Annotated in this window: 25 protein-coding genes; 15 read left to right on the top strand and 10 right to left on the bottom strand. The window is 64.7% G+C overall.

Annotation, left to right across the window (positions count from 1 at the left end; translation table 11 throughout):
- Nucleotides 1-167 precede the first annotated feature (167 nt).
- The gene (gene mutS, locus AAFN84_RS09585; RefSeq protein WP_347515095.1) at nucleotides 168-2,819 is read left to right on the top strand and encodes a DNA mismatch repair protein MutS; all 2,652 of its coding nucleotides are present in this window, start codon (nucleotides 168-170) and stop codon (nucleotides 2,817-2,819) included.
- Between the two features lie 108 nt (nucleotides 2,820-2,927).
- On the opposite strand, the gene AAFN84_RS09580 is transcribed toward mutS, so the two are convergent.
- Together AAFN84_RS09580 and dapD are read right to left on the bottom strand one after the other, a co-directional pair.
- On the bottom strand, nucleotides 2,928-3,311 hold the full coding sequence (locus AAFN84_RS09580) for a DUF805 domain-containing protein (protein WP_347514327.1): 384 nt from the start codon (nucleotides 3,309-3,311) through the stop codon (nucleotides 2,928-2,930).
- A 46-nt stretch (nucleotides 3,312-3,357) separates the two neighbouring features.
- The gene (gene dapD, locus AAFN84_RS09575; RefSeq protein ID WP_347514326.1) at nucleotides 3,358-4,212 is read right to left on the bottom strand and encodes a 2,3,4,5-tetrahydropyridine-2,6-dicarboxylate N-succinyltransferase; all 855 of its coding nucleotides are present in this window, start codon (nucleotides 4,210-4,212) and stop codon (nucleotides 3,358-3,360) included.
- A gap of 150 nt (nucleotides 4,213-4,362) precedes the next feature.
- Here dapD and AAFN84_RS09570 point away from each other — a divergent pair, with 150 nt between their 5' ends.
- Nucleotides 4,363-5,205 (top strand): LOG family protein, encoded by an 843-nt coding sequence (locus tag AAFN84_RS09570; RefSeq protein WP_347514325.1) that lies wholly within the window; start codon nucleotides 4,363-4,365, stop codon nucleotides 5,203-5,205.
- Between the two features lie 83 nt (nucleotides 5,206-5,288).
- Nucleotides 5,289-5,528, top strand: a complete 240-nt coding sequence (locus tag AAFN84_RS09565) for a hypothetical protein (protein ID WP_347514324.1) — start codon at nucleotides 5,289-5,291, stop codon at nucleotides 5,526-5,528.
- A gap of 8 nt (nucleotides 5,529-5,536) precedes the next feature.
- Here AAFN84_RS09565 and AAFN84_RS09560 read toward each other — a convergent pair whose 3' ends face one another.
- Nucleotides 5,537-6,415 (bottom strand): DUF817 domain-containing protein, encoded by an 879-nt coding sequence (locus AAFN84_RS09560; protein WP_347514323.1) that lies wholly within the window; start codon nucleotides 6,413-6,415, stop codon nucleotides 5,537-5,539.
- On the bottom strand, nucleotides 6,412-7,122 hold the full coding sequence (locus AAFN84_RS09555; protein WP_347514322.1) for a pyrimidine 5'-nucleotidase: 711 nt from the start codon (nucleotides 7,120-7,122) through the stop codon (nucleotides 6,412-6,414). The genes AAFN84_RS09560 and AAFN84_RS09555 overlap by 4 nt, the downstream gene beginning before the upstream one ends.
- A 135-nt stretch (nucleotides 7,123-7,257) precedes the next feature.
- Here AAFN84_RS09555 and AAFN84_RS09550 point away from each other — a divergent pair, with 135 nt between their 5' ends.
- Together AAFN84_RS09550 and AAFN84_RS09545 are read left to right on the top strand one after the other, a co-directional pair.
- On the top strand, nucleotides 7,258-8,040 hold the full coding sequence (locus AAFN84_RS09550) for a GGDEF domain-containing protein (RefSeq protein ID WP_347514321.1): 783 nt from the start codon (nucleotides 7,258-7,260) through the stop codon (nucleotides 8,038-8,040).
- A gap of 88 nt (nucleotides 8,041-8,128) precedes the next feature.
- Nucleotides 8,129-9,034: a DMT family transporter gene (locus AAFN84_RS09545; RefSeq protein WP_347514320.1), complete on the top strand. Its 906-nt coding sequence runs from the start codon at nucleotides 8,129-8,131 to the stop codon at nucleotides 9,032-9,034.
- Here AAFN84_RS09545 and argB read toward each other — a convergent pair.
- A complete protein-coding gene (gene argB / locus AAFN84_RS09540) occupies nucleotides 9,031-9,927 on the bottom strand; it encodes an acetylglutamate kinase (RefSeq protein ID WP_347514319.1) in 897 nt (298 codons plus the stop codon). The two genes, AAFN84_RS09545 and argB, sit on opposite strands and share 4 nt — an antisense overlap.
- Before the next feature lie 208 nt (nucleotides 9,928-10,135).
- Here argB and AAFN84_RS09535 point away from each other — a divergent pair, with 208 nt between their 5' ends.
- On the top strand, nucleotides 10,136-11,518 hold the full coding sequence (locus AAFN84_RS09535) for an MATE family efflux transporter (protein WP_347515094.1): 1,383 nt from the start codon (nucleotides 10,136-10,138) through the stop codon (nucleotides 11,516-11,518).
- Here the strand turns inward: AAFN84_RS09535 and AAFN84_RS09530 are convergent.
- From AAFN84_RS09530 to AAFN84_RS09510, 5 genes are all read right to left on the bottom strand, one after another.
- Entirely contained in the window at nucleotides 11,513-12,421 is a 909-nt protein-coding gene (locus AAFN84_RS09530; protein ID WP_347515093.1) for a branched-chain amino acid ABC transporter permease, read from the bottom strand. The genes AAFN84_RS09535 and AAFN84_RS09530 overlap by 6 nt on opposite strands.
- Nucleotides 12,422-12,501: 80 nt before the next feature.
- Nucleotides 12,502-13,389 (bottom strand): branched-chain amino acid ABC transporter permease, encoded by an 888-nt coding sequence (locus tag AAFN84_RS09525; RefSeq protein ID WP_347514318.1) that lies wholly within the window; start codon nucleotides 13,387-13,389, stop codon nucleotides 12,502-12,504.
- Nucleotides 13,390-13,459: 70 nt separating this feature from the next.
- Nucleotides 13,460-14,650, bottom strand: a complete 1,191-nt coding sequence (locus AAFN84_RS09520) for an ABC transporter substrate-binding protein (RefSeq protein ID WP_347514317.1) — start codon at nucleotides 14,648-14,650, stop codon at nucleotides 13,460-13,462.
- 45 nt (nucleotides 14,651-14,695) lie between these two features.
- Complete coding sequence (locus AAFN84_RS09515; protein ID WP_347514316.1) at nucleotides 14,696-15,442, bottom strand: ABC transporter ATP-binding protein; 747 nt, start codon at nucleotides 15,440-15,442, stop codon at nucleotides 14,696-14,698.
- Complete coding sequence (locus tag AAFN84_RS09510) at nucleotides 15,435-16,190, bottom strand: ABC transporter ATP-binding protein (protein ID WP_347514315.1); 756 nt, start codon at nucleotides 16,188-16,190, stop codon at nucleotides 15,435-15,437. The genes AAFN84_RS09515 and AAFN84_RS09510 overlap by 8 nt, the downstream gene beginning before the upstream one ends.
- Nucleotides 16,191-16,509: 319 nt before the next feature.
- Between AAFN84_RS09510 and AAFN84_RS09505 the strand changes: the two genes are divergently transcribed.
- The 9 genes from AAFN84_RS09505 (at nucleotide 16,510) to AAFN84_RS09465 (ending at nucleotide 25,304) form a co-directional block, all read left to right on the top strand.
- A complete protein-coding gene (locus tag AAFN84_RS09505) occupies nucleotides 16,510-17,166 on the top strand; it encodes a TetR/AcrR family transcriptional regulator (protein ID WP_347514314.1) in 657 nt (218 codons plus the stop codon).
- A 74-nt stretch (nucleotides 17,167-17,240) separates the two neighbouring features.
- Nucleotides 17,241-18,305, top strand: a complete 1,065-nt coding sequence (locus AAFN84_RS09500) for a C4-dicarboxylate TRAP transporter substrate-binding protein (RefSeq protein ID WP_347514313.1) — start codon at nucleotides 17,241-17,243, stop codon at nucleotides 18,303-18,305.
- 60 nt (nucleotides 18,306-18,365) lie between these two features.
- Nucleotides 18,366-18,938 (top strand): TRAP transporter small permease, encoded by a 573-nt coding sequence (locus AAFN84_RS09495; protein WP_347514312.1) that lies wholly within the window; start codon nucleotides 18,366-18,368, stop codon nucleotides 18,936-18,938.
- Nucleotides 18,935-20,251: a TRAP transporter large permease gene (locus AAFN84_RS09490; RefSeq protein ID WP_347514311.1), complete on the top strand. Its 1,317-nt coding sequence runs from the start codon at nucleotides 18,935-18,937 to the stop codon at nucleotides 20,249-20,251. Before AAFN84_RS09495 ends, AAFN84_RS09490 begins: the two co-directional genes overlap by 4 nt.
- 12 nt (nucleotides 20,252-20,263) lie before the next feature.
- Nucleotides 20,264-21,040: a cyclase family protein gene (locus AAFN84_RS09485; RefSeq protein WP_347514310.1), complete on the top strand. Its 777-nt coding sequence runs from the start codon at nucleotides 20,264-20,266 to the stop codon at nucleotides 21,038-21,040.
- A 25-nt stretch (nucleotides 21,041-21,065) separates the two neighbouring features.
- Nucleotides 21,066-22,094 (top strand): SMP-30/gluconolactonase/LRE family protein, encoded by a 1,029-nt coding sequence (locus AAFN84_RS09480; RefSeq protein WP_347514309.1) that lies wholly within the window; start codon nucleotides 21,066-21,068, stop codon nucleotides 22,092-22,094.
- A gap of 40 nt (nucleotides 22,095-22,134) precedes the next feature.
- Nucleotides 22,135-23,067 (top strand): 3-keto-5-aminohexanoate cleavage protein, encoded by a 933-nt coding sequence (locus AAFN84_RS09475; protein WP_347514308.1) that lies wholly within the window; start codon nucleotides 22,135-22,137, stop codon nucleotides 23,065-23,067.
- A gap of 76 nt (nucleotides 23,068-23,143) precedes the next feature.
- Complete coding sequence (locus tag AAFN84_RS09470) at nucleotides 23,144-24,178, top strand: histone deacetylase family protein (RefSeq protein WP_347514307.1); 1,035 nt, start codon at nucleotides 23,144-23,146, stop codon at nucleotides 24,176-24,178.
- Nucleotides 24,179-24,197: 19 nt separating this feature from the next.
- Nucleotides 24,198-25,304, top strand: a complete 1,107-nt coding sequence (locus tag AAFN84_RS09465; RefSeq protein ID WP_347514306.1) for an FAD-binding oxidoreductase — start codon at nucleotides 24,198-24,200, stop codon at nucleotides 25,302-25,304.
- Nucleotides 25,305-25,317 lie beyond the last annotated feature (13 nt).

The raw sequence follows: 25,317 nt of genomic DNA, 5'->3' as shown, positions 1-25,317 counted from the left end.
TGACGCCTTCTTGTGGAGTTTTGCGGCGTCGCATCGATTAAGGCTACACTTGGCCCCTGTAAATCGCCAAGCAGGAAAACCGCTTCCTCAGAAGGCATTGCGAATTGAACGACCACGCGCCCGCTTCCCTTGGTGCCTCCGAGCTGTCGACAGCCGGGGCGACGCCGATGATGGAGCAGTTCATCGAGATCAAGCAGGCGAATCCCGATTCGCTGCTGTTCTATCGCATGGGCGATTTCTACGAACTGTTCTTCCAGGATGCCGAGATCGCCAGCCGGGCGCTCGGCATCACGCTGACGAAGCGCGGCAAGCATCAGGGCGAGGACATCCCGATGTGTGGCGTGCCGGTGCATGCCGCCGACGACTACCTGCAGAAACTGATCGGGCAGGGCCACCGCGTCGCCGTCTGCGAGCAGGTCGAGGACCCCGCAGAGGCGAAGAAGCGCGGATCGAAATCGGTGGTCAAGCGCGACGTGGTCCGGCTGGTGACGCCGGGCACGATCACCGAGGAAAAGCTGCTTGCGCCGGCCGAGGCCAACTATCTGATGGCGATGGGCCGGGTGAAGGGGGCCGCCGACCATTCCTACGCGCTGGCATGGATCGACATCTCGACGGGTGCCTTCAAGGTGGCGGAATCGCTGGGCGACCGCCTGCTTGCCGACATATTGCGGGTCGACCCGCGCGAACTGATCGTGCCGGAACCCGTCTATCATGACGAGGCCCTTCGGCCGGTGTTCGACGTGCTGGGGCGGATGGCGAGCCCGCAGCCGGCAACGCTGTTCGATTCGGCTGCCGCCACAGGCCGCATCGCCCGTTTTTTCGACGTCGCCACACCCGACAGCTTCGGCCAGTTCTCGCGCGCCGAACTGTCGGCGATCTCGGGCGCCATCGCCTATGTCGAAAAGACGCAGATTTCGGAGCGGCCGCCGCTGGCGCGGCCAGAGCGCGAGGAGAGCGGTGCAAGCCTCTTCATCGACGCGGCGACGCGCGCCAATCTCGAGATGACCAGGACCCTGTCGGGCAACCGCGAAGGCTCGCTGCTGAAGTCGATCGACAGGACAGTGACGGGCGGCGGAGCGCGGCTTCTGGCCGAACGGCTGACCTCGCCCCTGACCGATCCCGCAGCGATCAATGCGCGGCTCGACGAGGTCTCGTTCCTGCTTGCCGAAACGCGTTTGAGCGAGACGCTGCGCGCGGTGCTCAAGGGCGCTCCCGACATGCCGCGCGCCCTGTCGCGGCTCGCCCTCAACCGGGGTGGTCCGCGCGACCTGGGCGCCTTGCGGGCCGGAATGCAGGCCTCGGCCCGTCTCGTCGAGGTCTTTTCCGACGCGATGCTGCCGGAAGGGCTGAAAGTGGCCTGCGAGACGCTCGCCTCGCTGCCGGTGGATTTCGCCGCGCATCTCGAGCGTGTCCTTGCCGACGAACTGCCGCTGCTCAAGCGCGATGGCGGCTTCGTGAGGCCGGGATACGATGGCGAACTGGACGAGATGCGGGCGCTGCGCGACCAGTCGCGGCGCGTCGTCGCGGGCATGGAACGCGATCTCGTCGAGGAGACGGGCATCCGTTCGCTGAAGATCCGGCACAACAACGTGCTCGGCTACTATATCGAGGTGACGGCCAACCACGCCGACATCATGAACGGCACGGCCGACGCCAAGGCGCGCTTCATCCACCGCCAGACGATGGCGAATGCGATGCGGTTCACGACGACTGAACTGGCCGGGCTGGAGACGAAGATTGCCAACGCCGCCGATCGCGCGCTGCAGATCGAGCTGCGCGTCTTTGAAACCCTGCTTGCCGAGGCGGTGTCGCACGCGGATGCCATCCGCGCGGCGGCCAGCGCACTTTCGCAAATCGACGTCTCCTCCGCGCTTGCGGTACTGGCCGCGGGCGAGAATTATTGCCGGCCAAGCGTCGACGACAGTCTGGGCTTCCGCATCGAGGGCGGACGTCATCCGGTGGTCGAGCAGGCGCTGCGCAGGCAGATCGCCGATCCGTTCGTGGCCAATGATTGCGACCTGTCGCCGGATGACGGCGCGAAGAACGGCGCGATCTGGTTGCTGACGGGTCCCAACATGGGCGGCAAGTCGACCTTCCTGCGCCAGAATGCGCTGATTGCGATCCTTGCCCAGATGGGCTCCTTCGTGCCGGCGGCTTCCGCGCATATCGGCGTGGTGGACCGGCTGTTCTCGCGCGTTGGCGCATCGGACGACCTGGCCCGCGGCCGCTCCACCTTCATGGTCGAGATGGTCGAGACGGCCGCGATCCTCAACCAGGCGGGCGAGCGTGCGCTGGTGATCCTCGACGAGATCGGGCGTGGCACGGCGACCTTCGACGGGCTGTCGATCGCCTGGGCGGCGGTGGAATATCTGCACGAGAAGAACCGCTGCCGGGCGATCTTCGCCACCCACTTCCACGAGATGACGGCGCTGGCCGACAAGCTGGCGCGCCTGTCCAACGTGACGATGCGGGTGAAGGAGTGGGAGGGCGACGTGGTCTTCCTGCACGAGGTCGGCAAGGGGGCGGCCGACCGCTCCTATGGCGTGCAGGTCGCAAGGCTGGCCGGCCTGCCCGACGCGGTGGTCGAGCGCGCCCGCGAGGTCCTGCGGCAGCTCGAGGAGGGCGAGACCAGCGGCAAGGCCGAGCGGCTCGTAGACGATCTGCCGCTGTTTTCGGTGGCCGCAAGGCGCGAGGCACCAAAGGCGGCCGTTGATGACAGGCTGGCCGAAGCGGTGTCGGCGCTGCAGCCCGACGAGATGACGCCGCGCGAGGCGCTGGAGGCGCTCTATCGGCTCAGGGAACTGGCGGGCCGGAAGTGACCGAGCGGAAGCCCGTTTTGCAAGGCAGGCGCGTGGCTGAGCGTTCCGGCATGGGTCCCCGGGCTTGACCCGGGGATCCATGCCGGAGCATCGCCACAGGCGCGGCAGTCAGGTCTTGCCGATCGCCGCCGGCGCGTTGGTGGTCGTCCCGTACTGGTTGGGGCCGGGCGTGCCGGGGATGAAGCACAGGGCGACGAAGGTGATGAAGTTGAAGAACGGCACGAACAAAAGGGCGGCGAAGATGCCGGGCCTGGCGAAATCGTGCAGCCTTTTGGCGCCGAGCGCCGCCTGCGCCCATAGGGAGGCGAGCAGCACGACGCTGAGCAGCGTTTCCCATACCGCGCCGCTCTGGCCGCTCTCCTGCGCCATGATCATCCGATAGGTGATGAACACCACGGCGATCATCATCAGCAGGCCGGCCAGGAAATAGGCGGCGCGGCTGAGACGGCCGGAAAAGCCGAAGAAGAGCCAGATCATCTGGTTGGCGGGCAAGGATTTGCTCCGTGTCTCGGGTTCCGGTGAGGGATGATCGCCGTGATCAATCCCGCAGGAGTTCGTTGATCGATGTCTTGGAGCGCGTCTTCTCGTCGACGCGCTTGACGATAACGGCGCAGTAGAGGCCAGGGCCGGGTTGCCCGTTGCCCATCGCCTTGCCAGGCAGCGTACCGGCCACGACGACCGAATAGGGCGGCACTTCGCCGTAGAAGATGTCGCCGGTCGCGCGGTCGACGATCTTCGTCGACTTGCCGATGAAGACGCCCATGCCCAGCACCGAGCCCTCGCGCACGATGCAGCCCTCGACAACTTCCGAGCGGGCGCCGACGAAGCAGTTGTCCTCGATGATGGTCGGGCCGGCCTGCATCGGCTCCAGCACGCCGCCGATGCCGACGCCGCCGGACAGATGCACGTTGCGGCCGATCTGCGCGCAGGAGCCGACGGTTGCCCAGGTGTCGACCATCGTGCCCTCGCCGACATAGGCGCCGAGATTGACGAAGGACGGCATCAGCACCGCGCCCGGCGCGATGTAGGCGGAGCGGCGCACGACGCAATTGGGCACGGCGCGGAACCCGGAGTTTTCGAATTCGTTTGCCGACCAGCCATCGAACTTGGAGGCAACCTTGTCCCACCAGACCGATTCTCCCGGACCGCCCTTGATGACTTCCATCGGGTTGAGCCGGAAGGAAAGCAGCACCGCCTTCTTGAGCCACTGGTTGACGGTCCAAGTGCCGTCCTCGCCGCGCTCGGCGACACGCGCCTTGCCCTTGTCGAGCAGTTCGAGGCAGGCATCGACGGCTTCACGCACTTCGCCGCGTGTGCCGGTGTCGATCACGTCGCGTTCGTCGAAGGCCTTCTCGATGGTGATCTCAAGGTCTGCCAGGTCCGGCTTTGTCATCGAAAGGCTCCGTTACACGCGCTGTTAAGGGACAAGTCATAGGCTACAAGGGAAGAGGGCTCCCCGGTCGGCGCGGAAACTATGCCAAGCGCCGAAACGGGTCAATGATGGGGCGCGCCGGCTTCGGCGCAGAGACGGGATGACGATCGCATGAATCCGGAGGACAAGTCCGGCTGGACGCCACTGCCGCACTCCGACGAGGACCTCGAGCGCGCCAAGGCCGTGCCCGACACGCCGCAGACGCGCGCGCCCGCCTACCGGCTGGCATGGGACGACGAGGAGTTCATGACCCGGCGCGAACTGCGCGCCGTGCGCCTGCAGCTCGAATTGCTGAAGCCCGAGATGATGCTGGCCGAGCGGGGTATTCGCTCGACGGTCATCCTGTTTGGCGGAGCACGCCTGCCCGAGCCCGGCGGCGAGGCCTGGGCGGCGAAGAACGAGACGCAGAAGAAGAACCTGCTCGCCAATTCGCGCTACTACGAGGAGGCGCGCCAGTTCGCGCAGCTCTGCTCGCGACATTCAGCGACCACCTATTACCGCGAATTCGTCGTGGTGACGGGGGGCGGACCGGGCGTCATGGAAGCTGGCAATCGCGGCGCGGCCGATTGCGGCGCACCGTCCATCGGCCTCAACATCGTGCTGCCGCACGAGCAGGCGCCCAACATCTACGTCACGCCGGAGCTGTGCTTCAACTTCCACTACTTCGCCATCCGCAAGATGCATTTCATCATGCGCGCCAAGGCGGTCGCGGTATTCCCGGGCGGGTTCGGCACGATGGACGAGTTCTTCGAGACGCTGACGCTGATCCAGACGGGGCGCATGGAGCGGGTGCCCGTGATCCTATTCGGCAAGGAATTCTGGAGCCGCGCCATCGACCTCGATTACCTCGCGGAACAGGGCACGATCTCGCCCGGCGACCAGGACATCATCCAGTCGGTCGACACCGCCGATGAAGCCTGGGCGATCATTCGCGAATTCTACGAGATACCCTGATGCGGACCCCACGCCCCATGGCCTCGCACGGAACGGGCGGACCGCCCGAACGTTTCCTTTCCACTGAAGAACAGGAGACGCTGATGGCAGACATGATCGACTCGAACAGCGACACGATCCGCAGGCAGCAGGAGATCGACCTCGGCCACCCGCTGAACCGGGGTGCCGTGGGCGCAACCGCGCCTTGCGATCGTTTCGCGGTGAAGACAGGCAACAAGCATCCGCATCGCGACTATGTCGATGCCGAGCAACAGGGCGAGTTGAACAGCGTCGATGCCGACATGCTGACGCTTCAGGTAACGCCCGACACAGAGCAGGGGTGAGCGGACAATCAGCTTCCGCGATCAAGCGGGTTAGCTGCCGCGCCGAGAGCCTTGGGCCGGTGCACGATCGTCACCAGAACGAATGAGATGATCATCAGCAGATACCAGGCGCCAAGCTTGTGTATCGAAACCGGCGTCCAGCCGCGTTCCTGCCCTGGATAGAGCCATGCCCGGCTCCATGTTCCGATATTCTCCGCGAACCATATGAACAGCGCGACCAGCAGGAAGCCGAGCAGCAGCGGCATCTGATGGCGGAAGCGAAACACCCGGTAATGCACCGTGGTCCTGGCAAACAGCAGCGCCGTGGCGACGAACAATCCGTAGCGGATGTCGAGCATGAAGTGGTGAGTGAAGAAGTTCACGTAGATCGCCGCTGCAAGGGCCAGCGTCTGCCAGAAGCGTGGGTAGCCGGTATGGCGCATGTCGAAGATGCGGGTGATCCGGGCGAGGTAGGAGCCGACTGCCGCATACATGAAGCCGGAGAAGAGCGGGACCGCGCCGATCCGGAAGAAACTGTCTTCCGGATAAATCCATGAACCCGCGTGGGTCTTGAATATTTCCATGGCTGTACCCACCACATGGAAGATCAGGATCACCTTCGCCTCGGAGAGCGTCTCGAACTTGAGAAGGATCATTCCGGCCTGCAGCGTGACCGCCGCAAGAAAAAGGAAGTCATAGCGCGCGAACGTCGCGTCGTCGGGCCACCATAGACGGGTGCCGATCATCAATGCGAGCATGGCTCCGCCGAACAGACAGGCCCATGCCTGCTTGAGGCCGAAGACGATGAATTCGACGATGGCGCCAGAGGCGCCCGAAGCCGGCAGTCTGTCCAGAACACGATGAGCCGCTGCGTCGATGCGTGCTTCGAGCGCGGTAAAACGCTTCAACGTGGCAGGTCTTCCAGGATTGTCGTCAGGAAGCCGGCGAGATCGTCGGTGACGAAGTCGACATCGTCCTCGAACTCGGCGTCGCGTTCCCAGATTTCCGAGAATGTCGGCTCGAAATTGTTGGGTACGATGAGGACGGTCATCATGCCGAGCAGCTTCGGCACGCTCAGATTGCGCGCCAGGTCCTCGAACATCGCCGCGCGCGGAGCATCGACCCGGTGCAGGCCGACGAACTTGTCATAGGTTTCGCGCGCGGGCTTGGGCATCAGATCGGCGGCGACGATGTCGAAGATGTCGTCGAAATGGTCGAGGATGCCCAGTTGCCGCGCCGTGCGCTCGGCGTGGCCACGGTCGCCATTGGTGAAGATGAACTTGCGCCCCGGCAGCGCCTTGATCGCATCGCCCAGAGCGGGGTTGGGATCGACCCACGTATAATCGATGTCGTGGACCTTGTTGAGGAAATCGTCCGGGTCGATGCCGTGGCGGGCCATCAGGCCGTTCAGCGTTGTGCCGTAATCCTTGTAGAGCTCCTTTTGCAATTTGCGCGCCTCGTCGCGCGGCAATTGCAGTAATTCCGACACGTAAGCCGTCATCTTCACGTCGATCTGTGAAAACAGGTTCGAGTGGTGCGGATAGAGGGTGTTGTCGAGATCGAACACCCAGTCGGTGACGTGGGCGAAGCGGGCGGAAGCGGGCGCGTTGGTCATGCCGTCTCCCTAGACGATTCCGCGGCGGGAGAGAAGTTCCGCGTTACTTCACGGATCGTTCAAATTCGGGCCGCGAGTGCAAGTTTGGATTTACTTTCGCCTGCCAGATAGGACGTCGAGTGCAGGGGGTCCATCATGAGGCAGATACTGTTGAAGGCGGCTGTGCTGGCGATCGGCTCGGCGGCGGCGTCCTTCCTCATCGTGATCACGATCGTTCCGGCGATCGGTGGCGTGGTCGAAGGCAACGCGGTGCTGATGACGCTGGTCTGTCCGCTGGTGATCGCGTTTCCGGCCAGCGCCTACACACTCTGGCAAAAGCAGAAGCTTGCCGATGCGTTCGGACAGCTCGCCGCCGCCCATGAGCAATTGGCCGATGCGCACATGGAACTTGCCGAGGCGCATGAGAAGCTTGCGGAAAAGGCGCGCCACGACGACATGACCCGCCTCCTGAACCGGGAATCGTTCTTCGCGGCGCTCAAGAACAGTCGTCGGCGCACCGACACCGGCGTTCTGCTGATCATCGACGCGGACAATTTCAAGTATATCAACGACACCCACGGCCACCAGCAAGGCGACGCCGCGCTGCTGCTGATCGCCGACGCGATCCGCGCCGGGGTTCGCGATGCCGATCTCGTCGGACGCATCGGTGGCGAGGAATTCGCGGTGTTTCTCGGTGGCACGACGGCGGAGGAGGCGATGCTGGTCGCCGAACGCGTCAGGCTGGGCGTCGAGGCGATTCCGTTCTCGCCGGGAGAGGGGAAGTTCCTGCCGCTTTCGGTCAGCATCGGCGCGGCGCGGCTGCGCCCGCATCTGAGCTGGTCGCAGTTGATGCGCGAGGCCGACCGGCGGCTCTACGAAGCCAAGCGGCAGGGACGCAACCGCGTCGTGTTCGAGAACGGAAGCCAGAAGGCGGCCTGATCGCTGCACTGACCTGCCCAAGGTGCCCATCTGGCCCTTGCCGGCGCGCATGGCTCCGCGCTAACCCGCACCCGACATCGGGGGCGACATGGAACTCTGGATACCGATAACGATCGCCGCGGCGTTCCTGCAGAACCTGCGCTCGGCGGCGCAGAAGCATCTGAAGGCCGTGATGGGCACGACGGGCGCGACCTTCGTGCGTTTCGGCTTCGGGCTGCCTTTCGCGCTTTTCTATCTTTGGGCGCTGCATGCGCTGGCGGGCTATCCCGTGCCCGCGCCCAACGCCACCTTCGTGGCCTGGGTGGTGGTCGGCGCACTGGCGCAGATCGGCGCGACCTTCCTGCTGATCCATCTGTTCTCCCACCGAAACTTTGCCGTCGGTACCGCCTATTCGCGCACCGAGCCGGCGCAGGCAGCACTTTTCGCGCTGATCTTCTTCGGCGAGACGGTGACGGCGGGCGTTTTGGCGGCGATCGCCATAAGCGTCTTCGGCGTGATGCTGATCTCGGTCGCGCACATGCAGATGAGCTGGCGCAATCTCGTTGCGTCCGTATTTGCCCGCAACGCGCTGATCGGGCTTGCCTCGGGCACGCTGTTCGGCATTGCGGCGGTCGCCTATCGGGCGGCCTCACTCGCCTTGCTGGGGCCGAACTTCATGATGCAGGCGGCGGTGACGCTGGCCTGGACGATCACGCTCCAGACGCTGGTGATGGGCGCATGGATGCTCTGGAAGGACCGCGCCGAGATCGGCCGCATCCGGGGCGCCTGGAAGGTCTCGCTCTTCACCGGCTTCGTGGGCGCCACCGCCTCTTTCGGCTGGTTCATGGCGATGACCCTGCAGCAGGCGGCGGTGGTCAAGGCGCTGGCGCAGATCGAGATGCTGTTCACCTTCGCCGCGTCGGTGTTCTTCTTCAAGGAAAGCATCAACCGGATCGAGACGGCCGGCTGCCTGCTCATCGTCGCCGGCATCGTCGTGCTGGTGCTGGTGGGCTAGGGCACGATCAGCGTGCCGGCGCCGTGCTCGGTGAAGAGTTCGAGCAGCACCGCGTGCGGCGTCTTGCCGTTCAAGATGACGACGCCTTCGACGCCGCGATCGATCGCCTCGATGCAGGTTTCGACCTTGGGGATCATGCCGCCGGAAATGGTGCCGTCGGCGATCAGCGCGCGGGCCTGCGCGACGGTCAGCTCGTCGATCAGGTTCTTGTCCTTGTCGAGCACGCCGGGAACATCGGTGAGGAAAAGCAGCCGCGAGGCGTGCAGTGCCCCGGCGATGGCGCCGGCAAAGGTATCGGCGTTGATGTTGTAGGTGTGGCCGTCGCGGCCCGGCGCGACGGGCGCGATGACCGGGATCATTTCGGAGCGCGCCAGGAGATCGAGCAGGGTGCGGTCGACCTCGACGGGCTCTCCGACGAAGCCGAGATCGAGCACACGCTCGATGTTGGAATCGGGGTCCTTGATGGTCTTGTGCGCCTTTTCGGCGAAGACCATGTTGCCGTCCTTGCCGCACAGGCCGATCGCCCATTCGCCTTCGGCGTTGATGAGCGCCACGATCTCCTTGTTGATCGATCCGGCCAGCACCATTTCGACGATCTCGACCGTCTTGCGGTCGGTGACGCGCAGGCCGCCCTCGAACTTGGATTCGATGCCCATCTTCGACAGCATCGCGCCGATCTGCGGCCCGCCGCCATGGACGACGATCGGGTTCACGCCGGACTGCTTGAGTAAGGCGATGTCGCGGGCGAAGGCCTTGCCGAGCTCGATGTCGCCCATCGCATGGCCGCCATACTTGATCACCACGGTCTTGTGCTCGTAGCGCTGCATGAAGGGCAGGGCGGCGGAAAGAAGGCGAGCCTGCTCGGCGGCCGTGGCAAACGTGTCGGTCGTCATGGGGTCCTCGGCGGTTCGGGGATCGTGCGCGTCGGGGGTCTTAGCTTCAAACGCCGCCCTTCGCAATTGGTTCGCGCGGCGGCTGCGCCAAACAAAGCGGCATGGTGGTTCTGTTTTGTGCAGCTTTGCGCTTTATTGAGTGGCGATGTCTGAGACCACGATCAATCCTCGCCTGCCCGCAGGGCGCTGGCGCGTCGAACTGCGCGCCATGATGCTGCTCGCATGGCCGATGATCCTGACCAATCTCGGCCAGACCGCGATGACCGCGACCGACGTGATGATGATGGGCCGCCTCGGCCCAAAGTCGCTGGCGGCCGGCACCCTCGGCGCCAACCTGTATTTCGCACCGATGATCTTCGGCCTCGGCCTGATTCTCGCGGTCTCGCCGATGATCGCTTTCGAACTGGGCCGCAATCGGCATTCGGTGCGCGACGTGCGCCGTACCGTGCGGCAAGGCCTGTGGGTCGCGCTTGCCGTGGTGGTGCCGATCTGGCTGATCCTGTGGCAGGGCGAGGCGATCCTGCTCGCCATGGGGCAGGATGAAGCACTTGCCGCGGAAGCCGGGCGCTACTTGCGGGCCTTGCAATGGGCGGTCCTGCCCTTTTACTGGTTCGTGGTCCTGCGATCGTTCATATCGGCGCTTGAGCGGCCGGGCTGGGCACTGGTGATCGTCTTCGTGGCGGTCGCCTTCAACGTGCTGGCGAACTACTGCCTGATCTTCGGCAATTTCGGCTTCCCGAAGCTCGAACTGATGGGTGCCGGTATCGCCACGGTGCTGTCGAGCATTCTGATGTTCGTCGGAATGGTGCTGGCCGTGACGCTCGACAGGCACTTTCGCCGCTATCGCCTGTTCGGACGCTTCTGGCGCGCCGACTGGCCGCGCTTCCGCGAATTGTTCAAGCTCGGCCTGCCGATCGCCGGCATCCTGACCTTCGAGGTGTCGATCTTCAACGCGGCCGCTCTGATCATGGGATTGATCGATGCCGTGTCGCTGGCCGCACACGCGATCGCGATCCAGGTGGCGTCGATCTCCTTCATGGTCCCGATGGGGATCGGCCAGGCGGCAACCGTGCGTGTGGGGCGCGCGTTCGGGGCAGGCGACAGGGATGGCGTCAGCCGCGCGGGCTGGACGGCATTCTGCATGGGCGTCGGCTTCATGGCGCTGATGGCGCTGCTGATGCTGCTGGCTCCGCATCTGCTGATCACAGCCTTCATCGACCTGTCCGATCCCGTCAACGCGCCGGTGATCGAGCTCGCCGTGACCTTCCTCGCACTGGCCGCGCTGTTCCAGATCGTCGATGGAGCACAGGCCGTGGGCGGTGGCATGCTGCGCGGGCTTCAGGACACGACCGTGCCGATGCTCTACGCGGCGCTCGGCTACTGGGGCGTCGGCCTGCCGCTGGGCGCGTTCCTGGCCTTCAAGGTTGGGATGAACGGTGTGGGAATATGGATCGGCCTGTCGGCGGGCCTCGCCGTGGTCGCCGTCCTGCTGATCAGCCGCTGGCTGAGCCGCGAGCGGCTGATGGTCAGGAAGATGCCGGCTCCACGCGGCGACCTGGTGAGGGCCGCCGCGCGGGAAGGACTGCTATAGCGGCTTCCTGATCCATTTGGCGATCACGCCGATGATGCCTTCGCGGAACAGCATCACCGTGATGACGAAGATCGCACCCTGGATGATCGTGACCCACGCTCCGAAGGTGGCCAGGTAGTTCTGCATCGTGACGATGACGGCGGCACCGATGATCGGGCCGAACACCGTTCCCATGCCGCCGATCAGCGTCATCAGCACGACCTCGCCCGACATCGTCCAGTAGACGTCGGTGAGCGAGGCGAGCTGGAAGACGATCGCCTTGGTGGCGCCGGCGAGTCCGGCGAGCATCGCCGACAGCACAAACACCATGAGCTTGTAGCGGTTGACGCGGTAGCCGAGCGAGATCGCACGCGGTTCGTTCTCGCGGATCGCCTTGAGCACCTGCCCGAAGGGCGAGTGGATGACGCGGTAGATCAGCAATATGCCGACGAAGAAGATCGCCAGCACGAGGAAATACAGCGCCTCGGACGAACGCAGGTCGATGAGGCCGAACAGCATGCCGCGCGGCACCGCCTGGATGCCATCCTCGCCGCCGGTGAAGCTCGCCTGCAGCGAGAAGAAATAGACCATCTGGGCAAAGGCCAGCGTCACCATGGCGAAATAGATGCCCTGGCGGCGGATCGCCAGCGCCCCGATGGCAAGCCCCAGAAGGGCCGCCACGAGCGTGCCGGATATGATCGCCAGTTCCGGCGTCAGGCCCCAGACTTTTGCCGCATGGGCGGAGACATAGCTCGCCATGCCGAAATAGGCGGCGTGGCCGAAAGACAGCAGCCCGCCATAGCCGAGCAGCAGGTTGAAGGCGCAGGCAAACAGCGCGAAGCACAGGATCTTCATCACGAAGATCGGGTAGAGGAAGAACGGCGCCGCGACGAGCAGCACGAGAAGGCCGGCGAAAATCGCCATGTGATGCCACGGCATGCCCAGCGCGGAGTGGGTCGCGGGCACGCCGGGCGAGGCGATTTCAGTCTGAGTCGTGGCGACCATCACGCGGTCCTCCCGAAGAGCCCGGCCGGCTTCACCAGCAGCACGAGCGCCATGATGACGAAGATGACCACCGCCGAGCCTTCCGGATAGAAGACGCGCGTCAGCCCCTCGATAAGCCCCAGCCCGAAGCCGGTGACGATGGAGCCGAGAATAGAGCCCATGCCGCCGATCACCACCACGGCGAAGACGACGATGATCAGGTTCTCGCCCATCACCGGATTGATTGCGTAGATCGGCGCGGCCAGCACGCCGGCGAACCCGGCCAGCGCGACGCCGAAGCCGTAGGTGAGCGTGATCATCAGCGGCACGTTGATACCGAAGGCGCCGACAAGCGTCGGGTTCTCCGTCGCCGCGCGCAGATAGGAGCCGAGCTTGGTCTTCTCGATGACGAACCAGGTCGCAAGGCAGACGATGGCCGAGGCGATGATGACCCAGGCGCGCGAATTCGGCAGGTACATGAAGCCGAGATTGTTGCCTCCCTGCAGCAGCGCCGGCGCCTGGTAGGGCAGGCCGGAGACGCCGTAGATCTGCTTGAAGACGCCGGTTGTGATCAAGGCGAGACCGAAGGTCAGCAGCAGGCCGTAGAGATGGTCGAGGTGATAGAGCCGCCGGATCAAGAGCCGCTCGAGGATGATGCCGGTGAAGCCGACCACGATCGGCGCGATAAGCAGCGACCACCAGTAGGGAATGCCGAAATAGTTCAGCAGCATCCAGGTCACGAAGGCGCCGAGCATGTACTGCGCGCCATGGGTGAAATTGATGATGTTGAGCAAGCCGAAGATAACAGCCAGCCCCAGCGAGAGGATCGCGTAGAACGAGCCGTTGATCAGGCCGAGCAGCAACTGGCCGAACAGTGCCTGGGGAGGAATGCCGATAAGTTCGAACATCGAGGGGTCCTGCTATTGCATGGCCGGCCGGGAGGCGCGCGGCAACCGCGCGCCTCCGCGTGCCGCGACCTTACTGCACCAGTGAGCAGCCGCCGTCTTCCAGCGGACGGAAGGCTTCCGCCGCAGGGATGGTGGCGACGGTCTCGTAGAGATCCCATTCGCCCGTCGACTGATCCGGCGTCTTGACCCGGAAGAGGTAGGAATCGTGGGTCTTGCGTCCGTCCTGGCGCACCACGCCCTGGCCGAACAGCGGATCATCGGTCGGCATCTCCTTCATCTTGGCCATGACCTTCTCGGGGTCCTTGTCGCCGACGGCCTCGACGGCCTTGAGGTAGTGCAACACGGCGGCATAGACGCCCGCCTGGATCATCGAAGGCTTGTTGCCGGTCTGCTCCTCGAAGCGGGCCGACCACTCACGGGTGCCTTCGTTCATGTCCCAGTAGAAGCTCTCGGTGAGCACCAGACCCTGGGCGACTTCGAGACCGAGCGAGTGCACGTCGTTGATGAAGACGAGAAGCCCGGCGATCGCCTGTCCGCCCTGCGTGATGCCGAATTCCGACGCCTGCTTCATCGAGTTGACGGTGTCGCCACCAGCGTTCGCAAGGCCGATAACCTGCGCACCAGATGCCTGCGCCTGGAGCAGGAAGGACGAGAAGTCGGTGCCGGGGAACGGGGTCTTGACCGAGCCGATCACTTCGCCGCCGGCCGCCGTCACCACCGCGGAGGTGTCGCGCTCGAGCGCATGGCCGAATGCATAGTCGGCGGTAAGGAAGTACCAGGTCTTGCCGCCATTCGCGACCATCGCGCCACCGGTGCCGTTGGCGAGCTGCCAGGTGTCGTAGGTCCAGTGAACGGTGTTCGGCGAGCAGGCCGAGCCCGTGAGGTCCGACGTCGCCGCACCCGAATTGAGGAAGATCTTGTTTTTCTCGCGGGTGATCTCGTTGACGGCGAGCGCCACCGACGATGTCGGCACGTCGGCGATCACGTCGACGTTTTCGGTATCATACCACTGGCGGGCGATGTTGGAGCCCACATCCGGCTTGTTCTGGTGGTCCGCCGAGACGATCTCGACATTGACACCCTTCGATTCGGCATCGAAATCCTCGACCGCCATGCGCGCTGCGATGACCGAGCCTTCGCCGCCGATGTCGGCATAGATGCCGGAGCGGTCGTTCATGACGCCGATCTTGACGTCGGTCGCATGGGCGGTGCCTGCCATGAGCAGGCCTGCCATTGCGGCAAGCAATCCTGATTTACGCATGTTCCATTCTCCTCCAGTTTGCGGCGCGTTGCGCCTTTCTGCTCCCTACACGCCCAGATAGGCGTGCAATTTCTCGATATTGGACTCGAGTTCGTCGTTGGGGATCATGTCGACGACGCGTCCCTGCTCGACGACGAAATGACGGTCCGCGACCGTCGAGGCGAAACGGAAATTCTGTTCCACCAGTACGATCGTGAAGCCCTCCCGCTTCAGTCTCGCAATCGTATGCCCGATCTGCTGGATGATGACCGGTGCCAGCCCCTCGGTCGGCTCGTCGAGCAGCAGCGTCTTGGCGCCGGTTCTCAGGATGCGGCCGATCGCCAGCATCTGCTGTTCGCCGCCCGACAGCTTCGTGCCCTGGCTCGACAGGCGCTCCTTGAGGTTGGGAAAAAGCTCGAAGATCTGGTCGAGGCTCATGCCGCCGGGCTTGACCTGGGGTGGCAGCAGCAGGTTCTCCTCCACCGACAGCGACGAGAAGATGCCGCGTTCCTCGGGGCAGAAGGCGATGCCTTCGCGGGCCACGTAGCGTGCCGGCGCGTGCATCAGTTCCTTGCCCTGGAACATCACAGAGCCCTTGCGCTTCGGCAGGATGCCCATGACCGCCTTGAGCGTCGTGGTCTTGCCGGCGCCGTTGCGGCCGAGCAGCGTGACCACCTCGCCGGGCCGGACGTCGAAGTTGACGCCGTGCAGGACGTGGCTTTCGCCATACCATGCTTCCAGGCCCGTGACCTTGAGAAGCGGTTCGGCCGATTGGTTGGCCACCGGCGCGTTTGCAAGTGCAGCTTCAGCCATGACCGGCTCCGATATAGGCTTCGATCACGCGGTCGTCCTTGGACACGGTGGCGTAGTCGCCCTCCGCCAGCACCTTGCCGCGGGCAAGCACGGTGATCGTGTCCGACAGTGACGCCACGACAGACAGATTGTGCTCGACCATGAGGATCGTGCGGTTGGCGGATATCTTCCTGATCAGTTGCGAGATGCGCTCGACGTCTTCCTGCGCCATGCCCGCCATCGGCTCGTCGAGCAGCAGCATTTCGGGGTCGAGCGCCAGCGTGGTCGCGATCTCAAGGGCGCGCTTGCGGCCATAGGAAAGGTCGCCGGCATTGGTCGATTCGAAAGCGCTGAGCCCGACATCGGCGAGCAGCGCGCGCGCCTCGTCGTCCAGGTTGGCAAGCACCTTTTGCGAGCGCCAGAAGTCGAATGAATCGCCGCGCCGCCGCTGCAGCGCGATGCGCACGTTCTCAAGCGAGGTGAGGTGCGGGAACACCGCCGAGATCTGGAACGAGCGCACGAGGCCCAGCCGCGCGATGTCGGCGGGCGACATCGCGGTGATGTCCTCTTCCTTGTATGTGATCTTGCCTCGCGTCGGCGCGAGGAACTTCGTCAAGAGGTTGAAGCAAGTGGTCTTGCCGGCGCCGTTCGGACCGATCAGCGCGTGTATATGCCCACGGCGCACCCGAAGGCTCACCCCTTCGACGGCGAAGAATCCCTTGAATTCTTTAGTCAAATCGTCTGCGGCAAGAATGACGTCGTCACTCATGCATTACCTCGCTCACTTGCCGGACCGAATGGCCGGCTTGTTGGTGAGCCCTCCTCCCGAGAGGTGCTCGACTGTTCCACCCAGGTGCGGTCTCGCGCCGCATCTCGAGCCGAAGTGTGCATATCGCAAGCGCCAAGGCAAGCGCGTAAAAATACGCCGCCACGGCTTTCGACGTCCGTTCCACCCTTTTGCCGGTCGCGGTCCGACAATTGCCGGGCTTGACCGCGCTGATCGTTTGGTCATATGACTTGGTCAAGTGACCTGATCATCCGACCAATCGCTTTGCGAGGTTGGATGGAACGGGTCGAGGGAGGAAAGCATGGGTTCGGCGGTCAGCAGCGCAGCGCGGCGTGACGTGCGCAGCGACATCATGGATGCCGCCGAGCGCGTGTTTGCCGGCCTTGGATTCGACGGCGCGACGACGCGCGCCATCGCCGACGAGGCGAAGGTCAATCTCGGCCTCATCCACTATCACTTCAATTCCAAGGAAGCGCTGTTCGAGCAGGTGGTCGCGCGGCGCACCGCGCAGGTGAACGGCCGCAGGCACGATCTGCTTGCGGGACTGCTCGGCGATCCGAAGACGGCGACGCTGGAATCGATCCTCGATGCGCTGATGCGCCCGACGATCGAGCTGAGCAACGAGCATGGCGATGCCGGCCAGCATTATTCGCGCATCATCGTCCAGATCGCGTCGGGCACGGACGATCGCTCGATCCAGCTCACGGCGGAGAACTTCAACCCCATCGCGCTGGAGTTCATTGATGCGCTGGAAAGCCACGTGCCGGATCTCGGCCGTGAGAATGCCGTCTGGGCCTACATGAACGCCATTTCGGTCGGCCTGTTCATGATCGCGCGCACGGGCCGTGTGGCGCAGCTTTCGGACGGGCTTTGCGACGAGGGCGAGACGGAGGAGGCGATCGCGCGGGTGGTGCGCTATCTCGCCGCCGGCACGCGGGCGCTGGTGGCGCCAGGTTAGGAGTTTCCGGCATTGCTGCGGTGCTCGCCGAGGATGCCGGCCGGACGAAACAGGTTCAATCCAGGGAGGTAAACATGAAATCCACAATGCGCTTGACCGCGATGGCTGCTCTGCTCGCAGGGTCCGTCGCCATTCCCGCCCATGCCGACGACATCACCGTGACGGTCGTCAACGGTCATCCGCCGGTGTTCCTGTGGGTGAAGCATCTCACCGAGACGTTCATTCCCACCGTCAACGAGGCGCTGGAAGGCTCAGGCCACACCATCACCTGGAGCGAGGCCTACGGCGGCACGCTGGCGGCGGTCGGCGGCGAACTGGAAGCCATCGAGGACGGGCTCGCGGAAGTCGGCGTCGTGCCGACCGTGTTCGAGCCGACGGCGCTGCCGCTGCAGAACGTCACCTACTTCACGCCTTTCGGTACGTCCGATCCGCAGATCGTCATCAGCGCGATCGACAAGTTGCACCAGGACATCCCCGGCATGATCGAGTCGTGGGAAAGCTACAATGCCGAGTATCTCGGCGGCGGCTTCGCCCTCGACAACTACCTGATGATGACCAACTTCCCCGTCGATTCGATCGACGACCTGCAGGGCCGCAAGATCGGCGCGCCGGGGCCGGCTGTGAACTGGCTCGAAGGGACCGGCGCGGTGGGTGTCGCCGGCAACCTGACCACATACTACAACGACATCCAGACCGGCGTCTTCGACGGCGCGATCGTGTTCCCCACAGCCGCCGCACCGGCGAAGCTGCAGGAAGTCGCGCCGCACGTCCTGATCACCAATTTTGGTGCCCAGTATGCCGGTTCGCTCGTCGCCAACAAGGATTGGTACGACGCCCAGCCGGAAGAGGTGCAGAACGCACTGCGCGCGGGGGCGGCAGCCTACACCGACGCCTATATCGCCGAGCAGAATGCCCGCGTCGAGGCGGCCCTCAAGCAGATGGAAGACGGCGGCGCCACCATCACCGAGCTCAGCGACGAGGAGCGTGCCAAGTGGGCCGCCGCCCTGCCGCAGATCGCCGACGTGTGGGCCAAGAATGCCGACGGCCAGGGGCTCGCGGGCTCCGAGGTGCTTGAGGCCTATATCGGCCAGCTCAAGGATGCCGGCGTCAGCCTCGCGCGCGACTGGTCGCAGCGCTGATCGACCGACCGGCTGCGGGACATGCGTTCCGCAGCCGGCAATGCCAGCCGGGGGAAAATCATGTCCATGATACCGGAAAATGAAAGCACCGGTCAGCGGAGCTTCGATCTCGTCTTGGGGTTCTTCGACCGGGTGACGGCGGCGATGAGCGTCGCCGGCACGGTCGCGATCCTGTTCATCATGGTGCTGATCACCGCCGATGTCGTCGGGCGCGCATTTTTCGGGATGCCGATCCCCGGCGTCCCCGAGATCGTCTCGATGCTGATTCTCAGCATCGTCTTCCTGCAGATCGCCAACACGCTGCTGCGCGGCAAGCTGACCCGGGCCGATGGATTCCTGATGCTGGTTCGGGCGCGCTCGCCGCGCGCGGCCGGCATCCTCGACGCCATCATGCACCTTGCCGGCGTCGGGCTCGTTGGCGTGCTGATCTACGCCTTCTACCCGCTCTTCGTGCGCAGCTACGGGCGCGACGAGATGATCGGCACAGTCGGGCAGTTCCTCGCGCCGATCTGGCCAACCTATCTCGTCGTCCTGGTCGGTTCGATCGCCCTGTGCATCGCCTTCGCGTTGCGGGCGATCGGCATCCTGCTCGCCACCTTCGGCGAAAGTCGAGCGCCGGGAGACCAGCAATGACGGGCTTCGAAATCGGCATGTGGTCGCTCGCCGCGATCCTTGTGCTGATCTACACCGGCATGCATGTGGCGATCGCGCTGGCGCTGACCTCGTTCTTCGGCATCTGGATCCTGCGCGACAACGCCGATCAGGCGGCGCGCATCCTGTCGCTGGCGGCGCGCGAAAGCATCTCCAGCTATCTGTTCGGCGTCGTGCCGCTGTTCGTGCTGATGGGGCTCGTGGTCAGCCGCGCCAATATCGGCCGCGATACGTTCGACGTGGCGACACGGCTGCTCGGCGGATTGCGCGGCGGGCTCGGCATGTCGACGGTGGGCGCCAATGCGATCTTCGCCTCGATCACCGGCATCTCGATCGCCTCGGCTGCCGTCTTCACCAAGATCGCCGTGCCGGAAATGATGCGCGCCGGCCATACCGCGCGCTTCGCCACCGGCGTCGTGGTCGGCTCGTCCATCCTCGGCATGCTGATCCCGCCGAGCCTGTTGATGATCCTCTATGGTATCCTCGCGGAACAGTCGGTCGGTGCGCTGTTCATCGCCGGCATCGGGCCCGGCATCCTCGTCACGGTGATCTTCTGCCTCGGCATCTGGCTGATGGTGCGCTTCTGGAGCGGGTTCACCGGCACCGCGGCGCCGCCGCAGGCCTACGACACTTCCGGTTTCTCCGCAGTCGCCGACGTGGTGAGCAAGCTTGCTCCGATCGTGGTGCTCGTCGGGCTGGTGCTGGGCGGCCTCTACGGCGGCATCTTCACGCCCACCGAGGCGGGCGCCATCGGAGCGCTGGGCTCGATCGTCATCGCTTTCGTCAAGCGTCGCCTTTCGCCGAAAATGTTGTGGCAGGTGACGCTGGAAACCGGGCATATCACTGCCTCGATCTGCTTCCTCATCATCGCCGCGACGATGTACAGCCGCATGCTGGCGCTTACCGGCCTGCCGGTCTCGCTCACGCAATGGATCATCGCCCTCGACGTCGGGGTCTACGGCTTCCTGCTGTTTTACATCGCCATTCTGGTGCTGCTCGGCACGATCCTCGATTCGTCGTCGATCATGCTCATCACCGTGCCGCTGGCGCTTCCCGTGGCGCAGTCGCTCGGCATCGATCTCATCTGGCTCGGCATCATCACCGTGCTCGCGGTCGAGATCGGCCTGCTGACACCGCCGATGGGGCTGTCGGTCTTCGTGGTGAAGGGCGCGCTCGACGACCCCTCGATTTCGCTCAAGGACGTCTTCGTCGGCGCTGCGCCCTTTGCCTGCCTGATGCTCTTCGCGCTGTTGCTGATCGTGCTCTTCCCGGGCATCTCGCTCGGTCTGTTGTAAGGAAAGGACCCCATGGCTCGCCGTATCGTCGACATCTCAACCGCGCTCAAGGCCGGCATCGCTTCCGACCCCAAGGGCACCGAACCGCAGATCACCTATGTCGACCACCAGCAGTCGGTCGGACAATTGACCGGCTTCTTCCCCGGCCTGACCAAGGACCAGCTTCCGGCCGGCGAAGGCTGGGCGGTCGAGCAACTCGTCGTGTCGACCCACAACGGCACCCACCTCGACGCGCCATATCATTTCCATTCGACGATGGATGGTGGCAAGCGCGCGATGACCATCGACGAAGTGCCGCTGGAATGGTGCTTCGGCCCCGGCGTAAAACTCGATTTTCGCCATCTGGGAGATGGCCATGTCGTCACCGCGCAGGAGGTCGAGGCCGAGCTGGCGCGCATCGGCCACGAGATTCAGCCGGGCGACATCGTGGTGGTCAACACCGCCGCCGCCGCCAAATACGGACAGGACGATTATCTGGCCTCGGGCTGCGGCATGGGCCGAGAGGCGACGCTGTACCTGACCAGCCGCGGCGTCCACGTGACCGGCACCGACGCCTGGAGCTGGGATGCGCCGTTCATCCACACGGCGAAGCGCTACGCCGAGACCGGCGACGCGTCGCTGATCTGGGAAGGCCACCGCGCCGGGATGGAGATCGGCTACTGCCATATCGAGAAGCTGGCCAACCTCGATCAGCTTCCGGCGACCGGCTACATGATTGCCTGCTTCCCGTTCAAGATCGAAAAGGCGTCCGCCGGCTTCACCCGCGCGGTCGCGATCTTCGAGGACTAGTCGCGCAGGTGGGGAGGAGACCATGATGACGAATCCGAGAGGACCCAACCCGCTGGTCGGCTGGCAGGTCGACCGGTCGCAGATCAGCACCATCGGTAAGGATTTGCAGCGCCCGGAATGCATTCTCGCCGAGCGCGACGGCACGCTGTGGGCGGCCGATGCACGCGGCGGTGTGATGAAGATCGCGCCGGACGGCACGCAGCAGCTTATCAGCCAGACGGTAAGCGGCCATTTCGACCTGTCGGGCGACCAGGCACAAAGCCTGCTGACCGGCACGCTGCCAAACGGGCTGGCCTTTGCCGAGAACGGCGACATCCTGATATCCAATTTCGGCACCGACGTGCTGGAAATCATGACCCGCGACGGGCAGACGCGGACGCTCTACGACACGATCGACGGCAAGCCGATGGGCAAGGTCAACTTCGTCCTGCGCGATTCGAAGAACCGCATCTGGATCACCGTGTCGACCATGGTGAACCCGTGGAGCGACGCGATCCGCAATGATCTGGCCGACGGCTACGTCGCCCTCGTCGACGACAAGGGTATCCGCATCGTCGCCGACGGCTTCGCCTTCACCAACGAAATCCGGCTCGACGAGAAGGAAGAGTGGCTCTACGTGGCCGAGACCTCCGCCAAGCGGGTGACGCGGCTGCGGGTCCAGCCGGATGGCTCGCTGACGGACCGCGAGGTCTATGGGCCTTCCAGCCTTGGCGACGGGCTGATCGACGGCTTCGCTTTCGACGCCTATGGCAATCTCTGGTGCACGATGGTGTTCGCCGACCGCCTGGTCGCGATCACGCCCGAGGGCGATGCGCTGACACTGCTCGAAGACGGCGATCCGGAGCAGACCGCGGCCTTCGAGCGGCAGTTTGCGTCGGGCGGACCGATGCCGTTCGAGACGCTGGCCGCGTCCGGCGGCAAGATCGCACCGTGGCTCGCAAGCCTCACCTTCGGCGGCCCGGACCTGAAGACGGTCTATCTCGGCAGCCTCAAGGGCAACACCATTCCCCATTTCCGCTCACCGGTCGCCGGACTGCCGATGGTGCACTGGTAGGCCGACCGCTCACAACAAGAATACCGAAGGAGAATTCCCATTGGCTGCCAAACGCAAGGTCATCATCACCTGCGCCATTACCGGCTCGATCCACACGCCGACAATGTCGCCGCATTTGCCGATCACGCCCGAGCAGATCGCAGACAACGCCATTGCGGCGTCCGAGGCGGGCGCCGCCGTCGTCCACCTGCATGCGCGCGATCCCAAGGATGGTCGTCCGGTACAGACGCCGGAGGCCTACGAGCCGTTCCTGAAGGTGATCAAGCAGCGCTCGGGCGCGGTGGTCAACATCACCACCGGCGGTGCGCCTACGATGCCGATCGAGGAGCGCGTCGGTCCCGCGGCGCACTTCGCGCCGGAGATCGCGTCGCTCAATATGGGCACCATGAATTTCGGCCTCTACCCGATGCTGGAGCGGTACAAGGAGTTCAAATACGACTGGGAGAAGCCGTATCTCGAGGCGTCGCGCGCCGGCATGTTCAAGAACACCTTCGCCGACATCGAATACATCCTGACGAAATGCGCCGAGAACGGCACCCGCTTCGAGATCGAGTGCTACGACATCGGCCACCTCTATACGCTGGCGCATTTTGCCGATCGCGGCATCGTCAAGCCTCCGTTCTTCGTGCAGTCGGTGTTCGGCCTGCTCGGTGGCATCGGCGCGCATCCGGAAGACGTCGCTCATATGCGGCGCACCGCCGACCGCCTGTTCGGCGACGATTATCGCTGGTCGGTGCTTGGCGCCGGGCGCAACCAGATGACGGTCGCGGCGATCGCGGCCGCGATGGGCGGCAATGTCCGCGTCGGCATGGAGGATTCGCTGTGGATTGCGCCGGGGCAGCTTGCCAAGTCGAATGCCGAGCAGGTCACCAAGGTGCGCCAGATCATCGAAGGTCTCGGCCTCGAGATCGCGACGCCTGACGATGCGCGCGAAATCCTCCAGCTCAAGGGCGGCGACCGCGTCAACTTCTAGGTGCGGCCTCGACCTGAGCGGAGACAATCGGTTAGCCTCCTGGATCGCACCATCTGCATCCAGGGGGAAAACCGGAATGAAGTTCGTATTCGACGAGACGCAACGTCTCCACGACCCGAAGAATTTTCTCTCTTCCGGCGCGCCGAAGCCGAATCCGGAAGTGCCGGAGCGGGTGAATCGCCTGCTGAAGGGTGCCGCAGCCGCCGGGCTGCAGCAGGTGGAGCCGCAAGATCACGGGCTGGGTCCGGCAGCCGCGATCCACTCGCCTGAATATCTGCGCTTCCTGCAGACGATCTACGAGCGCTGGCAGGAAATCCCCGGCGCGTCGGCGGAAGTGATTCCGAACATTCATCCCAACCGCCGCGACTTTTCCTACCCGGCTTCCGCCGTCGGCCAGGCCGGCTACCATATGGCGGATACGGCCTGCCCGATCTCCGCGCAGACGTGGCAGTCGGCCTACTGGAGCGCGCAGACGGCGGCCCATGCCGCGCGCTTGGTGCGCGATGGCGAAGAGCGCGCCGTCTACGCGCTGAGCCGTCCGCCGGGCCACCACGCCTTTGCCGACCTTGCCGGCGGCTTCTGCTTCCTCAACAATTCCGCCATCGCGGCACAGGAGCTGCGCGCCCGCCATGACCGGGTCGCGATCCTCGATGTCGACCTGCACCATGGCAACGGTACGCAAGGCATCTTCTATGCGCGTTCCGACGTGCTGACGGTGTCGCTTCATGCCGATCCGATCCGCTTCTATCCGTTCTTCTGGGGGCATGCCTCGGAGCGCGGCGAGGGGCCGGGTCTCGGCTACAATCTCAACCTTCCCCTGGAGCGCGGCTCGCAGGATGCCGCGTTTCTGGAGGCGCTGGACCGCGCCCTAGAGCGGATTGCGGCCTACGCGCCCGGCGCGGTCGTGGTGGCGCTGGGTCTCGACGCCTTCGAGGGCGATCCCTTCGGCGGCCTGGCAGTCTCGACCGACGGTTTCCGCCAGATCGGCGAGCGCTGTGCCAGCATTGGAACGCCGACTGTCATCGTGCAGGAAGGCGGTTATCTGTGCGATGCGCTGGCGGACAACCTCACCGCCTTCCTGTCGGGATTTCGCGACAAGTCCGGCGTCTAGAAGGCGGAAGAGCGCAACCATGCTTTCAACCGATATCCTCATCGTCGGCGCCGGTATCGCCGGGGCCGGTCTCGCCGCCGCCATCGATGGCCGGCGCGACGTGATCCTGCTCGAGCAGGAGGCGCGCCCCGGCCACCATTCGACCGGGCGCTCCGCCGCGATCTTCATCCAGAACTACGGCAACGCCGTCATTCGCGCGCTCAGTGCCGCCAGCAGGCCGCTGTTCGACATGCCGGAGCCGGAATATTTCCCCGAGCCGCTGCTGTCGCCGCGCGGCATCCTCTTCGTCGCCGGGAAGGACGACCTTGGCGACCACGAGGCCCTGCTGGCAGAGTCGGACGGGCTGGTGCCGTTCAGCGCGGAAGGCGCGGCGGAAATGGTGCCGCTGCTCGATCCCTCCGGTATCGTCGCATCCGCCTATGAACCCGATGCAAGCGACATCGACGTCAATGCGCTGCACCAGGGATGGCTGAGAAAGGCGCGGGGCAAGGGCTGCGTGATCCAACTCGACGCCGCACTGACGGGCGCACGCCGCTCGGCGGGGAAATGGCTGGTCGAAACGAGCGCGGGCGCGATCGAGGCGAATGTGATCGTCAATGCGGCCGGCGCATGGGCGGATACGGTCGCTGCGGCCTGCGAGGTGCCGCGCGTCGGGCTGGTGCCGATGCGCCGGACGATGGCGGTTCTGCCGTGCCCGGATGGCTATGACTGCCGGCATTGGCCGCTGGTGTCGAGTTCCGGTGACCACTGGTATTTCAAGCCGGACGCCGGGCGCCTGCTGGTGTCGCCTGGCGACGAGGATCCGGTCGAGCCGCATGATGCGTTCGTCGACGACATGGTTCTGGCCGAAGGGCTGGACCGCTACCAGCAGGCGGTGCTGGCGGAGGTGACGCGCGTCGAGACGAGTTGGGCGGGGCTCAGGACCTTCGCGCCGGATCGAACGCCCGTCGTCGGCTTCGACGCGGGGATCGATGGCTTTTTCTGGTTGGCGGGGCAGGGCGGATACGGCATCCAGACGTCGCCGGCACTATCCCAGGTGGCCAGCAACATCCTGCTCGGCGAAGAACTGCCGGCGAGTTTGGCCGCCGCCGCAGAGGCGATGTCTCCCAGGCGCTTTCCGCAGTGACGCATGAGTATCG

It is taken from the genome of Mesorhizobium sp. CAU 1741, from assembly GCF_039839275.1.
GTDB lineage: Bacteria > Pseudomonadota > Alphaproteobacteria > Rhizobiales > Rhizobiaceae > Aerobium.
Note: the sequence above shows the minus strand (reverse complement) of the source record. Positions and strands in the feature narration are given on the sequence as shown.

Coding starts and splice junctions, on each gene's coding strand:
- AAFN84_RS09515 (WP_347514316.1), bottom strand. CDS start 15,442: ATGGCTGAAGCTGCACTTGCAAACGCGCCGGTGGCCAACCAATCGGCC.
- dapD (WP_347514326.1), bottom strand. CDS start 4,212: ATGACAAAGCCGGACCTGGCAGACCTTGAGATCACCATCGAGAAGGCC.
- AAFN84_RS09495 (WP_347514312.1), top strand. CDS start 18,366: ATGTCCATGATACCGGAAAATGAAAGCACCGGTCAGCGGAGCTTCGAT.
- AAFN84_RS09550 (WP_347514321.1), top strand. CDS start 7,258: ATGAGGCAGATACTGTTGAAGGCGGCTGTGCTGGCGATCGGCTCGGCG.
- argB (WP_347514319.1), bottom strand. CDS start 9,927: ATGACGACCGACACGTTTGCCACGGCCGCCGAGCAGGCTCGCCTTCTT.
- AAFN84_RS09465 (WP_347514306.1), top strand. CDS start 24,198: ATGCTTTCAACCGATATCCTCATCGTCGGCGCCGGTATCGCCGGGGCC.
- AAFN84_RS09500 (WP_347514313.1), top strand. CDS start 17,241: ATGAAATCCACAATGCGCTTGACCGCGATGGCTGCTCTGCTCGCAGGG.
- AAFN84_RS09565 (WP_347514324.1), top strand. CDS start 5,289: ATGGCAGACATGATCGACTCGAACAGCGACACGATCCGCAGGCAGCAG.
- AAFN84_RS09525 (WP_347514318.1), bottom strand. CDS start 13,389: ATGTTCGAACTTATCGGCATTCCTCCCCAGGCACTGTTCGGCCAGTTG.
- AAFN84_RS09510 (WP_347514315.1), bottom strand. CDS start 16,190: ATGAGTGACGACGTCATTCTTGCCGCAGACGATTTGACTAAAGAATTC.
- AAFN84_RS09480 (WP_347514309.1), top strand. CDS start 21,066: ATGACGAATCCGAGAGGACCCAACCCGCTGGTCGGCTGGCAGGTCGAC.
- AAFN84_RS09520 (WP_347514317.1), bottom strand. CDS start 14,650: ATGCGTAAATCAGGATTGCTTGCCGCAATGGCAGGCCTGCTCATGGCA.
- AAFN84_RS09470 (WP_347514307.1), top strand. CDS start 23,144: ATGAAGTTCGTATTCGACGAGACGCAACGTCTCCACGACCCGAAGAAT.
- mutS (WP_347515095.1), top strand. CDS start 168: ATGATGGAGCAGTTCATCGAGATCAAGCAGGCGAATCCCGATTCGCTG.
- AAFN84_RS09570 (WP_347514325.1), top strand. CDS start 4,363: ATGAATCCGGAGGACAAGTCCGGCTGGACGCCACTGCCGCACTCCGAC.
- AAFN84_RS09485 (WP_347514310.1), top strand. CDS start 20,264: ATGGCTCGCCGTATCGTCGACATCTCAACCGCGCTCAAGGCCGGCATC.
- AAFN84_RS09555 (WP_347514322.1), bottom strand. CDS start 7,122: ATGACCAACGCGCCCGCTTCCGCCCGCTTCGCCCACGTCACCGACTGG.
- AAFN84_RS09490 (WP_347514311.1), top strand. CDS start 18,935: ATGACGGGCTTCGAAATCGGCATGTGGTCGCTCGCCGCGATCCTTGTG.
- AAFN84_RS09535 (WP_347515094.1), top strand. CDS start 10,136: ATGATGCTGCTCGCATGGCCGATGATCCTGACCAATCTCGGCCAGACC.
- AAFN84_RS09545 (WP_347514320.1), top strand. CDS start 8,129: ATGGAACTCTGGATACCGATAACGATCGCCGCGGCGTTCCTGCAGAAC.
- AAFN84_RS09530 (WP_347515093.1), bottom strand. CDS start 12,421: ATGGCGATTTTCGCCGGCCTTCTCGTGCTGCTCGTCGCGGCGCCGTTC.
- AAFN84_RS09505 (WP_347514314.1), top strand. CDS start 16,510: ATGGGTTCGGCGGTCAGCAGCGCAGCGCGGCGTGACGTGCGCAGCGAC.